The sequence below is a fragment of the Aestuariivirga sp. genome (assembly GCF_047600585.1).
Classification (GTDB): Bacteria; Pseudomonadota; Alphaproteobacteria; order Rhizobiales; family Aestuariivirgaceae; genus Aestuariivirga.
On sequence record NZ_JASGKP010000001.1, the window covers coordinates 1,178,377 to 1,191,179 of the forward strand.

General features: G+C 58.8%; 13 protein-coding genes. 5 read left to right on the forward strand and 8 right to left on the reverse strand.

The window, feature by feature from the left end; all coding sequences use genetic code 11:
• Window positions 1–5 precede the first annotated feature (5 nt).
• The gene (locus QM801_RS05605; protein ID WP_415018228.1) at window positions 6–1,028 is read left to right on the forward strand and encodes a histone deacetylase family protein; all 1,023 of its coding nucleotides are present in this window, start codon (window positions 6–8) and stop codon (window positions 1,026–1,028) included.
• Window positions 1,029–1,043: 15 nt separating this feature from the next.
• On the opposite strand, the gene QM801_RS05610 is transcribed toward QM801_RS05605, so the two are convergent.
• The 3 genes from QM801_RS05610 to QM801_RS05620 are packed head-to-tail and all read right to left on the reverse strand — an operon-like array spanning window position 1,044 to window position 3,397.
• Window positions 1,044–1,835: an amino acid ABC transporter ATP-binding protein gene (locus QM801_RS05610; protein WP_415018229.1), complete on the reverse strand. Its 792-nt coding sequence runs from the start codon at window positions 1,833–1,835 to the stop codon at window positions 1,044–1,046.
• Complete coding sequence (locus tag QM801_RS05615; protein ID WP_415018230.1) at window positions 1,832–2,611, reverse strand: amino acid ABC transporter permease; 780 nt, start codon at window positions 2,609–2,611, stop codon at window positions 1,832–1,834. The genes QM801_RS05610 and QM801_RS05615 overlap by 4 nt, the downstream gene beginning before the upstream one ends.
• A gap of 9 nt (window positions 2,612–2,620) precedes the next feature.
• Window positions 2,621–3,397, reverse strand: coding sequence for an ABC transporter substrate-binding protein (locus QM801_RS05620; protein ID WP_415018231.1), 777 nt, complete (start codon window positions 3,395–3,397; stop codon window positions 2,621–2,623).
• Between the two features lie 185 nt (window positions 3,398–3,582).
• On the opposite strand from QM801_RS05620, the gene QM801_RS05625 reads away from it, so the two are divergent.
• From QM801_RS05625 to QM801_RS05640, 4 genes are all read left to right on the forward strand, one after another.
• A complete protein-coding gene (locus QM801_RS05625; RefSeq protein WP_415018232.1) occupies window positions 3,583–4,254 on the forward strand; it encodes a FadR/GntR family transcriptional regulator in 672 nt (223 codons plus the stop codon).
• A 143-nt stretch (window positions 4,255–4,397) separates the two neighbouring features.
• Window positions 4,398–5,933 (forward strand): gamma-glutamyltransferase, encoded by a 1,536-nt coding sequence (gene ggt, locus QM801_RS05630; RefSeq protein ID WP_415018233.1) that lies wholly within the window; start codon window positions 4,398–4,400, stop codon window positions 5,931–5,933.
• Window positions 5,934–5,935: 2 nt separating this feature from the next.
• Window positions 5,936–7,459 carry an acyl--CoA ligase gene (locus QM801_RS05635; RefSeq protein WP_415018234.1) on the forward strand — a complete coding sequence of 508 codons (1,524 nt, stop codon included), beginning with the start codon at window positions 5,936–5,938 and terminating at the stop codon, window positions 7,457–7,459.
• Window positions 7,456–8,427 (forward strand): 2-dehydropantoate 2-reductase, encoded by a 972-nt coding sequence (locus QM801_RS05640; RefSeq protein ID WP_415018235.1) that lies wholly within the window; start codon window positions 7,456–7,458, stop codon window positions 8,425–8,427. The genes QM801_RS05635 and QM801_RS05640 overlap by 4 nt, the downstream gene beginning before the upstream one ends.
• Window positions 8,428–9,016: 589 nt before the next feature.
• Here the strand turns inward: QM801_RS05640 and QM801_RS05645 are convergent.
• The 5 genes from QM801_RS05645 to QM801_RS05665 form a co-directional block, all read right to left on the reverse strand.
• Window positions 9,017–9,172 carry a hypothetical protein gene (locus QM801_RS05645; protein ID WP_415018236.1) on the reverse strand — a complete coding sequence of 52 codons (156 nt, stop codon included), beginning with the start codon at window positions 9,170–9,172 and terminating at the stop codon, window positions 9,017–9,019.
• Between the two features lie 73 nt (window positions 9,173–9,245).
• A complete protein-coding gene (locus tag QM801_RS05650) occupies window positions 9,246–10,700 on the reverse strand; it encodes a DNA primase family protein (protein WP_415018237.1) in 1,455 nt (484 codons plus the stop codon).
• 19 nt (window positions 10,701–10,719) lie between these two features.
• The gene (locus tag QM801_RS05655; RefSeq protein WP_415018238.1) at window positions 10,720–10,935 is read right to left on the reverse strand and encodes a helix-turn-helix transcriptional regulator; all 216 of its coding nucleotides are present in this window, start codon (window positions 10,933–10,935) and stop codon (window positions 10,720–10,722) included.
• Window positions 10,936–11,022: 87 nt separating this feature from the next.
• Window positions 11,023–11,496: a hypothetical protein gene (locus tag QM801_RS05660; protein WP_415018239.1), complete on the reverse strand. Its 474-nt coding sequence runs from the start codon at window positions 11,494–11,496 to the stop codon at window positions 11,023–11,025.
• 5 nt (window positions 11,497–11,501) lie between these two features.
• Window positions 11,502–12,707 carry a tyrosine-type recombinase/integrase gene (locus QM801_RS05665; RefSeq protein ID WP_415018240.1) on the reverse strand — a complete coding sequence of 402 codons (1,206 nt, stop codon included), beginning with the start codon at window positions 12,705–12,707 and terminating at the stop codon, window positions 11,502–11,504.
• Window positions 12,708–12,803: the final 96 nt, after the last annotated feature.

Sequence of the window (12,803 nt, forward strand, 5' to 3'; positions counted from 1 at the left end):
ACAGCATGAAGATCTTCGTCAACGACAACCATCGGGACCACGAGGCCAAGGTGGAACTCGTGCCCGGTCAGTTTGCGCGCGCCATCGAGACAGCCGACCGGATCGAGAGCGTGCGCAAAACACTTCAGACCTTAGGCTTCGCTGCGCCCGTGAACACAGGTGCGGCAAGTCCTGAAGACCTGCTCGCCATTCATGATGCCGGATACCTTTCGTTCCTTCAGTCTGCATGGCACGAATGGGCGCGAGCATTCGATCCGGCCATTGATGGATTGCCCTTCGTGTGGCCGCATCGCAACCGACCCCCGCGCATTCCTCGGGCTATTGAGGGCAAGATCGGATACTACATGTTTGATGGTGTGAGCCCGGTCACACAACACATGTGGGCGGCTTCGGCGGATGCCGCAGGAGCAGCGGGTGCAGCAGCTGAATATCTGCACGAAAGCGGAAAGAACGCATTTGCGCTGGTGCGGCCTCCGGGCCATCACGCCTGCCGCGACATGGGCGGCGGTTCAAGCTACATCAACAACACGGCCTTCGCTGCCGCGCGGTTGGCCCGATCTGGCGCGCGCGTCGCCGTGCTGGATGTCGATGCCCATCACGGAAATGGAACGCAGGATATCTTCTGGGCGTCTCCCGGTGTACTGACCGTCTCCATCCATTGCGATCCGGCCGTCGACTATCCCTACTTCTCCGGATACGGCGATGAAGCCGGTGGCGGCGCAGGGGAGGGCTTCAACATGAACTTGCCTCTCTCTCCCGGTTCAACGTGGCAAGCCTATGCCCCGGCCCTGGAAACTGCGAAGACGCGGATCGCAAGTTTCGCTCCTGATTTTGTCGTGGTCGCACTGGGGGTGGATGCCTACAAGGAAGACCCATCAGGCAAGCTCAAGCTCGAGGTCGAAGATTTCTCCCGCATCGGAGAAGCGATTGCGGGCATCGCCGCGCCGAAGGTCTTCGTCTTTGAGGGTGGTTATGACTTGAGCAAGATCGGAGACTGCGTGGCGCGCGTCTTGGCGCCGTCGTCCTGAGGCCGGTTGGACCGGCTACTGATGGGCTCCGATGACACGGGACAGGAAGGCCGCGGTCCGCTCGTGTTTCGGCGCGGTGAAGAACTCCTTCGGAGGGGCCTCCTCGATGATCCGGCCGTCGTGCATCATGATCACCCGGTGGGCCACTTCACGGGCAAACCCCATTTCATGACTGACGACGATCATCGTCATGCCCTCGCGAGCAAGCTCTTTCATCACATCGAGCACTTCGCCGATCATCTCGGGATCGAGAGCGCTTGTCGGTTCGTCGAACAGCATCAGGGCTGGTCGCATGGCAAGGGCACGGGCAATCGCCACGCGCTGCTGCTGGCCACCGGAGAGTTGAGAAGGGTAGGCGTCTGCCTTGGCGGCAAGCCCGACGCGCGCCAGTAACGCGCGCCCGGTCTGTATTGCCTCCTCGCGCGGAATCTTCCGCACGTGGATGGGCGCTTCGATCACGTTCTCAAGCGCTGTCAGGTGCGGGAACAGATTGAACAGCTGGAAGACCATGCCGATCTCCTGCCGCTGCCGGGCGATGTTGCGCTCGCTGTCCTCCACCAGTTTTCCGTTGGATTCGCGGTACCCGATAAGGTGCCCGTTCACCTCAATCCGGCCCTTCTCGATCTTTTCAAGATGATTGATGCAGCGGATGAAAGTGGTCTTTCCCGAGCCGGATGCGCCCACGATCACCACCACTTCGCCCTTCCGGACCGTAAGATCGATTCCTTTCAGCACATGCAGATCACCGAAAGTTTTCTCGACTCCCCGGGCGGTAACGACGATGGGAGCGTTGCTGTCTTGCATCATCGGGTTTCCCCTGATCTGCCGAAGCCGAACATGCGCAGAAATCCCTTGGTGCCGCCAGAGGCCGATGTCGCCGAATTCGGGTCACCGAACCTGGCTTCCAGTCTCTGTTGCACGAAGCCCCAGAGTGTCGTCAGGGTAAGATAATAGCAGGCGACGACCAGATACAGTTCAAACACCCGGAAGGTGATGGACGTCACCATCTGGGTGGCCAGCAGGAGTTCCGGCACGCCGATCACGCTCAAGAGCGTCGTGTTCTTGAGCATGGCGTTGAATTCGTTGCCGAGCGGGGGAACAACGACGCGTGCTGCCTGGGGGAGAATGATGCGCCGCATGTAGAGACCGTAGGTCATGCCAAGAGACTTGGACGCTTCCGTCTGTCCCATGTTCACCGAGGCGATGCCGGCGCGGATGATCTCCGCCATGTACGCGGCCTCGTTGAGCGTGAGTGCGAGGACACCCGCCTGCATGTTGCCGGGAAGCGTAGCAAAACCCAGGTTGATGTCCTCGAAGCGGAAGATGTTCGCGGCCGCCAAGCCGGTGTAGATGAAAACAATCTGCACCAGCAATGGCGTGCCGCGAAAAATCCAGATGAATATGCTCGCGGGCACGCTCAAGAGGCGATAGCGCGAGATTTTCGCAAGCGCGATGAACAGGCCGAGGACCGTACCAAGCCCCTGGGAGATCACACTGACCGACAATGTCAGCCACAGGCCGTAGAGGTAGACGGAACTTGGCCAGAGCAGATACTGCCAGAAGAACCCCCAGTCGAAGTTCATAGAGAACGCCTATTCAATCGCGTCGCCATCGAGCTTCCACTTTGCGAGAAGCTTCTTGTAGCTTCCGTCGGCCTTCATGGAGTCAAATGCCTTTTGAATGGCATTGAGGGTTTCGGTTTCACCCTTGCGAACGGCGATGCCGGTCTTGATCTTGGCGAAGGGCTCGCCGGCAATGTCGAACACCTGTCCTGCCGTCTGGAAGAAGAACGCTGCGGTTTCGAGCGTGGTTCCGTAGACGTCAACCTGGCCGATCTGCAGGGCCTGACGTGCATCGGCGTCCTTGGGGAACACCACGACGCTGGCTTCCGGCTTTCCGGCGGCCTTGAACTTGGCGTTCTGCTCATCGAGCAGGCTCTGGATCGTCGTGCCGTTGCCGACAGAGACCTTCAGACCGGAAAGGTCCTCAAGGCTCTTGACGTTCTTCGGATTGCCGGTTGGCACCAGCAGCGACTGGCTGGAATACATGTAGTCGACGAAATCCACCACTTCGCGGCGCGCCGGCTTGTCGAACAGCTGTGACAGGATTGCGTCGCACTGCTTGGCCATGAGGGAGGGGATGATGGCGCTGAAAGCCACTTCCTTCCATTCCGTCTTCACGCCCATCCGGTTGCCGATCTCGGTGCCGAGTTCAACGTCGGAACCGGTCAGCACATTGTTGCTGTCGTAGAAGCCGAGCGGCGGATTTCCGAACTCCGCGCAGTAGACGATCTTGCCGGCTTTCGCGATGTCGGCGGGCGGCGTGATCTCAGCCGCTTGGGTGAGACTGGCAGCAAAAAAGAGCGCCATCACAGACGCTGAGAATCTTGCAGTTGAGCGCATTTCCGTGTTCCTCTCTGAAGAAAGACCATTTGATATTGGTATTATACTGCTTTACAGCAGGTATGATCTTGATCAAATTTATGTCGCCAACCTGCGCGTGAGTCAATGTGATGCGAGAGGGCACCAACAAAAAACCATCGGGATTGGTCTGAATGAAGAAGTCCGAACTTGCCCATAAAATGCTCAGCGAAATGCTGGGTGAAGGCCGCATGCTTCCGCAGAGCCGGTTGCCGCCCGAGCGCGATCTCGCGCGCCAGTTTGCGGTGAGCCGCACCGCTCTTCGGGCTGGCCTGGACCGGCTGGAATCTGAAGGGCGGATCTGGCGCCACGTGGGGCAGGGCACATTCGTAGGCTCCCGTCCCGAGAAGCCGCCCAAACAGTTTTCATTCATCACTGCCAACACGAGTCCGGCGGATGCGCTCGAGGCGCGCCTCGCCATCGAACCTCAGATTGCGCGCATGGCGGCACTGCGCGCCAGCCAGACACAGATCAGCGAAATTGCTGCACTGGTGCAGAAGGGCAAGTTCGCCACTGACGCCACGACGTGGGAGTCGTGGGATGGTCAGTTCCACCGCGCGCTGTGTCTGGTCACAGGCAACCGGCTCCTGCTGTCCATCTTCGACAGCTTTAACGCAATCAGAAAGCAGAAGACCTGGAACCAGCTCCGCCGTAACGTGCTGACCGCCGAGCGCCGGAAACTTTACGCCGAACATCATCAGGCCATTCTCGATGCGATTTCCGAACGCGATGCCGCGCAGGCCGAACGTGCCATGCGGCTTCACATCGAGGAAGTTGCGCGCGGCCTGATCAACTTCGGGAGCTGACGGCATGGACCGATGCATACGGGGCTTCACGTGCCGCCAAATCAGACAAGCGCAGGCGAACACTGCGCGTTCAACACGTATGGGAGACTGAATTGCGTAACCTCGAATTAGCCGGGCGTTCCCCGGTGCGCGCCACAAGCGGAATGGCTGCAACATCGCATCCTCTGGCGACATTCGCAGCAGTCGAAATGCTGAAGAGCGGTGGAAACGCCATGGACGCGGCCATCACCGCCGCCGCTGTCCAGGCCGTTGTCGAACCGCAGTCGACCGGCATCGGTGGTGACTGCTTCGTGCATTACTGCCCGGCAGGCGGCGACAAGGTGATCACCTTCAATGGGTCCGGACGGTCGCCGGCTGCAGCGCATCATGAATGGTATGTCGAACGCGGCTTCACATCGATCCCGCTCTATGGCGTTCACTCCGTCACCATCCCCGGTGCGATCGATGCTTGGTACAGGCTCAACGCCGATCACGGCAAAAAGGGCATGGACGCGATCCTCGCACCGGCCATTCACTATGCCGAGAACGGCTATGTCGTTCACGACCGTGTTGCAGTTGATTGGGCCCTCGATGCAGAGCGGCTGAAGGACGAGGCGACCACCGCACGGATCTTTCTGGACAACGGAAAGGCCTTCCGGGCGGGCACCGTGCATCGCCAACCCGAGCTGGCGGAGACGCTGCGGCTGATTGCGAAGCAGGGGCGTTCGGCATTTTATGAGGGCGCCATCGCAGAAGACATGGTGGCCTGCCTGAAGGCGTTGGGTGGACTTCACACGATGGACGACTTTGCCGCCGCTGCAGGCGAGTACGTCGAGCCGGTGTCAACCACCTACCGCGATCATCGCATCCATCAGGTTCCGCCCAACAACCAGGGACTGACCGCGCTCCTGATGCTGGGCATCCTCTCAGGTTTCGATCTGTCGAAGCTCGATCCTCTGGGCGCGGAACGCATGCATCTCGAAATCGAGGCGGGCCGTTTGGCCTACCGCGACAGGGACCGTTACTTCGCCGACCAGCGGTTCTCTGCCGTGCCGGTCGCACAGCTACTCTCGGCTGATTATGCCGCGAGGCTGAGGGCCGAGATCAACCCGCACAAGGCGATGACTCATTTGCCGGATGTGCCCCTGTCCAAGAGCGACACTGTTTACATCAGCGTCGTGGACAAGGATCGCAACGCTGTCAGCTTCATCAACTCCACCTATCATTCCTTCGGCAGCGGCATTACCAGCCCGAAGACCGGTGTCGTGCTGCAGAACCGGGGTGCAAGCTTCAGGCTTGATCCTGCGCATCCCAACGTCATCGCGCCCCGCAAGCGGCCGATGCACACGATCATGCCGGGCATGGCCACCCGGAATGGCCGGGCCGTCATGCCCTTCGGCGTGATGGGCGGAGACTACCAGCCGTTCGGCAACGTCCATCTGCTGACCAACCTGCTGGATTACGGCATGGACCCTCAGGAGGCGATCGATCTGCCGCGTGTCTTCTATGAGGCGGGCTCAGCAGTTGTGGAGTCGGGCATCCCCGAAGGGACCGTGGCCAAGCTGAAGAGCTTCGGTCACAGCATCAAGCCGCCGGTTGAGCCTTTGGGAGGCGGCCAGGCCGTGTGGATCGACTGGGAACGTGGCACGCTCACGGGCGCCTCCGACCCTCGCAAAGACGGCTGCGCATTGGGATACTAGCCATGAACAACAACCTGCCCTCTGATCTTCTCAACCTTCTCCTCGCCCATGGGCCGGAACGCCCGGTCATTGGCGCCCCCGGCCGGCAGGACATGACGCGCGGCGAACTTGTGAATCTGACAGGGCGGGTGGCAAGCGCGCTGAGCGGCATCGGAGTCCAACAGCAGGACACGGTGGCCATTGTCATGCCGAACGGGCCGGAAATGACGGCTCTTTTCATCGCCGTGGCCTCCTCCGCCGTCGCGGCACCACTCAACTCGGCCTATCGCGACGAGGAGTTCGATTTCTATCTGGGCGATTTGAACGCCAAGGCTGTCATCATGACGGAGGGGGTAGAGTCACCCGTCCGTGTCGTTGCTGCGCGCCGGGGAATTCCCGTGATCGAGCTTCGTGCGGAAGCGGGGAGGCCGGCGGGTACGTTCTCCCTTTCGGTTCCGATGTCCGATGCCGCGTTACCAAAGCCTTCTGCCGCGGACATCGCACTCGTGCTGCACACCTCAGGTACCACGTCCAGGCCGAAGATCGTACCCCTTAGTCACGCGAATCTCACGGCCTCGGCGGCCAACATCGCGGCCACCCTTGCGCTCACGCCACATGACCGCAGCCTCGTGATCATGCCCATGTTCCACATTCATGGTCTGGTAGGCGCGATCCTGTCATCAGTCTCGGCAGGCGCCAGCCTCTTTTGCCCGCCGGGTTTCAATGCGCTGAAGTTCTTCGGCTGGCTCGAGGAGGCGCGCGCCACCTGGTACACAGCCGTGCCGACGATGCATCAGACGATCCTTGCGCGCGCGAGCCGCAATTCCGACATCGTCGACAGCATGCGCCTGCGCTTCATCCGCTCTTCATCTGCCTCTTTGCCAAGGCAGGTCATGGCGGAACTGGAATCGGTTTTCGGCTGCCCGGTGATCGAATCATACGGCATGACGGAAGCTGCCCACCAGATGGCGAGCAATCCGCTCCCACCCCGCTCCCGGAAGCCGGGAAGTGTCGGGCTTGCCGCGGGTCCTGAGGTGGCCATCATGGGTGCGGACGGGCAATTGCTGCCGCGGAGGATGACCGGCGAGGTTGTCATCCGTGGATCCAACGTCACGCGCGGCTATGCCAACAATCCCGAGGCCAACGCGAAGGCCTTCGTGAAGGGCTGGTTCCTCACCGGAGATCAGGGTGTTCTGGATGAGGAGGGCTATCTCACGCTCACCGGCCGCCTCAAGGAGATCATCAACCGGGGCGGCGAGAAGATTTCGCCGCTGGAAGTGGATGAAGTTCTGCTGGATCATCCGGCAGTGGCCCAGGCCGTGACCTTTGCCATGCCGCACGACAAGCTGGGCGAGGAGGTGGCAGCGGCCGTTGTTCTTCATGAAGGCCAGTCTGCGGACGAGTCGTCACTCCGTGAATTTGCCGCGCGCAAGCTTGCGGATTTCAAGGTGCCTCGGAAACTGCTCATTCTCAGCGAAATTCCCAAGGGGCCCACGGGCAAGATCCAGCGCATCGGCCTCGCCGGCCGGCTTGGTCTCAGCGCATGAGAATCTGCATCTATGGCGCCGGCGCCATCGGCGGTCTGCTCGGCGCACGCCTTGCGAAGGCCGGGGAAGATGTGACCCTGATTGCGCGCGGTCCCCATCTGGCAGCCATGCAGGCGAAGGGGCTCTCGCTGACCGACGCCACGGGAACCTTCACTGTCGGGGTCCGTGCATTTGAGAGGCCGGAGGATGCGGGCGAACAGGATTTCGTCATCGTTGCCCTCAAGGCCCATTCCGTGCCCGCGATCGCCAGTCGCATTCCCACGCTGTTCGGTCCGCAGACCGCCGTTATCATGGCGGTGAACGGTGTGCCGTGGTGGTATTTTCATGGCGTAGCAGGTCCGTATGCCGGTCGCAGATTGCGCAGTGTCGATGCGGAGGGGCTGCAATGGACTCATATCGGCCCGGAGCGCGTGCTGGGATGTGTTGTCTATCCTGCCGCCGAGATCACGGAACCGGGTCACATCCGCCATATCGAAGGTGACCGCTTCAGCCTTGGCGAGCCCGATGGAACGAAATCGGACAGGGTGCGGGCATTGAGTGCTGCGCTGATTGCCGCCGGGTTCAAGGCCCCGGTGAAGACGGATATCCGCTCGGAGATCTGGGTGAAGGTCTGGGGAAATGCGGTGTTCAATCCCATCAGTGCCCTGACGGGTGCCACGCTGCAGGCGATCTGCACTGATCCGGAAACGGCAGACTTCGCCAAAGCGGCGATGCAGGAGGTTGAAGAGGTGGCAAAGGCACTTGGTGTCACCATGCCGGTCTCGTTGGAGAAGCGCTTCGCCGGAGCCCAGGCCGTGGGCGAGCACAAGACGTCGATGTTGCGGGACATTGAAAACGGCCGGCCGCTCGAACTGGATGCGCTCGTAGGCTCCGTTGTCGAACTGGCAGAGATCACGGGAACGCCAGTGCCGCTGCTCAAGGGACTCCACGCGCTGACGAAGCTTAGGTCGCAGCTGAGTCATCGTTAGATATTGGGCCTCGCCTGCAACACCCTTCGTGATGTCATTTGGTGGGATTTTGTGCGTGACAGCTAGCGATAGGGAATGCCGACTAAGACCGATGCCAAGACTTCTCCAGATCACTTCCCACCATGCCGACATGGCTGCTCTTCCTTCAGCAAGATTGCGGCACCAGCAAAAAAAAGTTTCTGAATTTCGCGGAAATGAGTACGCGCTTACCCCGCCGGTCCAGCGGTGAGACAGTCGAAAATTTAAGCCTACCCCCCCGGTAGGAGCCCACCGATCTACGGTGTCGGCTTCCCAGCCCTCGATTTTTCTGTGCAGGGAAGCAGCGGCGCGCTTGGGAAGCAGCAGGGATAGTATCGAGATCGATCGTGCCATCTTATGTGTTTACTTTCATTATCATTTTCAGACTTAGGGACTGAGATGACTCAATATAAAGATCAAATACGCATGCATGCGCGCATGCGCGCGCTACGCGGCGAGTAACTCGAAACAGTCCTCTCGTTCCGGAAATGTCTTGAACCCATCAAACACAATGACTTGAGCAACAACTCTCGGTCCCAAGAAATGGGACCGAGGGACTGAGAGCACAGACCTACCGGCGCTTTTCACTTTGATCACTGATTTCCAATCCCTCGAAATCGGCCACAGCCTTTTGGATCTTTACTCCGACATAGACGATGGTGCCGGATTTCAACCGCTGCAGGCCATGCTCCTGCAATGCTCGGCTGAAGATCTTGACGGTCCACACCGGCTCACCCTCTGCTCGGGCCCATGCCGCGTAGAGTGCGTAAAGTGGCTGCGCATCAGCGCGCGCCTTTGGATCACTGCGATCGCAACACTCGGTCAGGAATCGGCCGATCAGGATCCGATTGCTGCCGATATTCCTGTGTCGCCTGTTTGACCCTCTCAGGTGGCAACAGCCCATTGTCCAGGTAGTCACAAAGCCCATCAAGCAGCCGGTTTAAGATGCCGGATGCCTCGGCTCTCAGTTTGCTGGGCAACCCAGGATCTCGCTCTTCCTCCGGGATCATCACTTGCCATGGCACGATCAAGAGGCGCGCCCACAGGCCCTCATCAGTGCCATCGACGCGCGGCTTGTAGTTTCCCTGCATGGTGAGCTTGAAGCACGGCCTGAACTCAAAGAAATCCTTATTCAGCTGCCTGGCGCGCATTGGCTCGCCGCCTGTAACCAATTTGATCAATCCCTCGGCAAGTTTCGATCCCCGCTCTGGTTCAGAGGTGCGGAGTGCGCGCACGCCCACCAGCGATGCGATATCGGGCGAGGCCTCTCCGCCGCGCCTGGCACGCCCCTGATCGAGGAAGCTCTCGATTGGAATGGTTTGCGCATAGTCGCCTAAAACATCCGCCCAGGCATCAATCAGGGTCGATTTGCCATTGCGGCCGGTGCCATACCAAAACGATAGGCGAGCAACCAAGAGTGCTGTGAGAGAAACGCCACCCCAGGCGTGTAAGTGCCGGCGCATGTGTGGATCAGGCTGCACCCTTTCAAGAAATGCGTCGTAATCAATTGCAGAAGCCTTAGGATCATAGATGGCCTGTGCAAGCTTAGTAATGAGATCCTTCGGATTGTGCGGCTCATGCCTCACATAGCTCTCATTCTCGCGCTTTTGAATTTTCAACGTCCCATTGAGTACGTTAAAGGCGCAAGGATCAGCATCGAATTGATCGGCTGACGCCAACAGGTATGGCTTTGCCAAATTTGAAATACAGCTAACGTGCGAAGCCGACTGGCTGGCGACATACCAGCCCATCACTCGATCACTCGCCCACACCTCAGTGCCGTCTCTCTTGCTCTGTAGCAGCACATCGAGCGGCGAGGCCTCAAGTGCAAGAGCCTCGCGCCTGATTGCATCGATCGTGTCATGTACAGCGCGCTCCACCTTCTGAGACGCGTCGGTGGTTGTCCACCGCCGGCCGTCCCAAACCATCCATCCCCATTGGTGCACATAAAGAAAGCGATCACCGTGGCGCGTCACAAACCGATTGGCATTGCCGAGATCGGTGCACTGATAGCGCGAGAGCTGCAGATCGAGATCCGCGTGGCTGATACCGTCCTTGCCAAACCTGGTGCGCTTTTTTCGCCCAGGCTCAACGCTCTGAGCCTTGAACGAGGGTTGATCTGCCGCACTCATTTGGGACCAATCGCCCCTTTGATGATCACCAAAGGGTGCGGGATTGGCGGCCAGCGCCTCGGCATCGTCGATCGCCGAGATCACGCGCAGGTGAGGCTTGTCCGGTTTCTTGTCGCTGGTCATGATCGACTGCCCAGCTCAATCAGGCCGCTACTGAGTTTTTGTTTCGAACTGGTTTGGAAACCGGCAACTTTTCTAGCCAGGCCTTAACCTCATCTTCCGTCCAAGCGCGGCTGTTGGGGCCGATGTAGCGCCCCTGCGGGAAGCCGTTGTTCTTGATTTTGTAGATCAGGGCGGGCCAGTTGTTAACGATTCCGCGCTCTTTCAGATCCTTGAACCGAAGGAATTTCGCCACCATTGTCAGCACTCCTGATTTGGTAGCTCCCCCTTTTAAGCATTCTTACGGGTCTGCAAAAAGACAAATTCCGGAATTCTGTCCCGCTATTCACTTGTCCTTTCGGTTCCTATCTTTGTGTCTTTCATATGCTGCGCGAGCACGACCCACTTCAATCGGGTTTTCCGGGACAAGGTTGTTAAATCGCCCGCGCTTTTGCTTATGAATTCCGAACCTTTGATGGTTCTTTGCAACAGCAGCACGGTCTTTCCCGTGACGCTCAGCCACTTGCGAGCGAGCGCTACTGAAATCTAAGCCCAAGTCGATCAACTGATCGACCATCTCCGCGTCCTCTCGTGGGTCGGATTTTGCCGGTTCGGGGAAATTCTGGAGAAATTGCCACATGAGCAATTTCACAAATCGCCAATCGGGAGGAATTTTTGGACTTTCTAGGTAGGTTGCGCACCACATGGATATCTCGCGCTGATTCAGCGGCGGCCAATTCTTCTTTGACCAGTCCAAGCCATCCATGAGTATTTTATAACCCAGAGGTCCCCTAAGAGTTGGCCTCACACGCATCGTCATGATTTCTAACTCCGCGTTAGTCGTACGATTTTTCCTATCGCAGGTTTCCGAATCTCATCAATTGTTGCCGCAAGTCTCTCCAGAGCTTCTGCTTTTTCAGCATCATAGCGATGCCGATCATAGACACCCTCCACGCCCGGAATAACATGGCCGAGAACTCTCTCTGCAATGTCAGGTCTTACGCCAGCTCTCGACATAAGTGAGCGAGCGGTGCGGCGCAAATCATGAAGTGTCCAACGTGGCATGGGCTCGGCATCCTCGCATTTCTTTGTTTTGGGCAGCCCTTCATCAAATCTCGCCTTACACTTGGAGAATCCATTGAATGCCACATCACCACGGCCGGAAAACACAAAGGGATTGCTGTTAAGCCGAGGTTGCTCATCGATTACCGCCTTGGCAGCTTTCGGAAGCCTCAAGCTGCCGCCTGCGCCTTTCTCGCGCGCTCCACTTGCGATATTCCAGGTGCTTCCATCCAAGTCACTCCATCGGAGCTTTGCGATTTTTTCTCGCCGCTGCGCGGTCAACAGTGCAAACCGGATGATTGCTCCAAATGTGCCAGCATCTAGGGCGTGCCGCCAAATGACCCTAAGCTCTTCGTCACCAAGCACTCTATCACGCTTGACGCCGGCTTGGCGGCGCATGCCCTTTGTGACTGGCGAAAGGTATTCATCATGCCGGCTCGCGTACCAGTTCGCCATTCCGCGCAAGATTGCCAGAACAACATCGGCTTGCCTGGCACCGTTGTCATCTTCGATCCGATCGAGCAGCTCGGTAACGTCGCCGCGCCGAATCTCCACGAAGGGTACGTCCTTCCAGGCTGGGAGAACATAAACCCGGAGGCACCGTTCGATTTCCTTCTGGGAGCGAAGCTTTCGGGCTTGGACGTGTCTTTCTATCCAGGATTTCGCCACAGCCTCGAATGTTGAGAGTTTCTTAGGGGTGGGCTCGAATGGTGTGAGGCCATCCCGGATCCGTTGCAGTGCCTTGCGGCCGCGCTCCCGCGCTTCCTCGATCCGCATGGCATCACTGGAACCGATCGTAGCCCACACTTGTCTGCCGTGCGGATCTCGCGTCACCACGGCATAAGATTTGACCCCCGCTGGCGTCACCCGCACATAATGACCGCGCATTTCTGGGTCAGGGAAGGTGTAACGCTTAGCTCTCGGCTTCAGGTTTGAAACGCCGATATCGGAGAGAGATTTGCGGCTCATGGGGCGCCTCGGGCTAACTACGGGCTAACACCGCTCGATTATCAGAACGGCAAAAACCGGCTAACGTGAGGCTAACAATTACAGCAGTTTGGAAGA

Excerpts from the sequence above, each read along its gene's own strand:
- QM801_RS05615 (WP_415018230.1), bottom strand. The coding sequence starts at position 2,611 with ATGAACTTCGACTGGGGGTTCTTCTGGCAGTATCTGCTCTGGCCAAGT.
- QM801_RS05620 (WP_415018231.1), bottom strand. The coding sequence starts at position 3,397 with ATGGCGCTCTTTTTTGCTGCCAGTCTCACCCAAGCGGCTGAGATCACG.
- QM801_RS05640 (WP_415018235.1), top strand. The coding sequence starts at position 7,456 with ATGAGAATCTGCATCTATGGCGCCGGCGCCATCGGCGGTCTGCTCGGC.
- ggt (WP_415018233.1), top strand. The coding sequence starts at position 4,398 with ATGGCTGCAACATCGCATCCTCTGGCGACATTCGCAGCAGTCGAAATG.
- QM801_RS05605 (WP_415018228.1), top strand. The coding sequence starts at position 6 with ATGAAGATCTTCGTCAACGACAACCATCGGGACCACGAGGCCAAGGTG.
- QM801_RS05665 (WP_415018240.1), bottom strand. The coding sequence starts at position 12,707 with ATGAGCCGCAAATCTCTCTCCGATATCGGCGTTTCAAACCTGAAGCCG.
- QM801_RS05610 (WP_415018229.1), bottom strand. The coding sequence starts at position 1,835 with ATGATGCAAGACAGCAACGCTCCCATCGTCGTTACCGCCCGGGGAGTC.
- QM801_RS05655 (WP_415018238.1), bottom strand. The coding sequence starts at position 10,935 with ATGGTGGCGAAATTCCTTCGGTTCAAGGATCTGAAAGAGCGCGGAATC.
- QM801_RS05650 (WP_415018237.1), bottom strand. The coding sequence starts at position 10,700 with ATGACCAGCGACAAGAAACCGGACAAGCCTCACCTGCGCGTGATCTCG.
- QM801_RS05635 (WP_415018234.1), top strand. The coding sequence starts at position 5,936 with ATGAACAACAACCTGCCCTCTGATCTTCTCAACCTTCTCCTCGCCCAT.
- QM801_RS05625 (WP_415018232.1), top strand. The coding sequence starts at position 3,583 with ATGAAGAAGTCCGAACTTGCCCATAAAATGCTCAGCGAAATGCTGGGT.
- QM801_RS05660 (WP_415018239.1), bottom strand. The coding sequence starts at position 11,496 with ATGACGATGCGTGTGAGGCCAACTCTTAGGGGACCTCTGGGTTATAAA.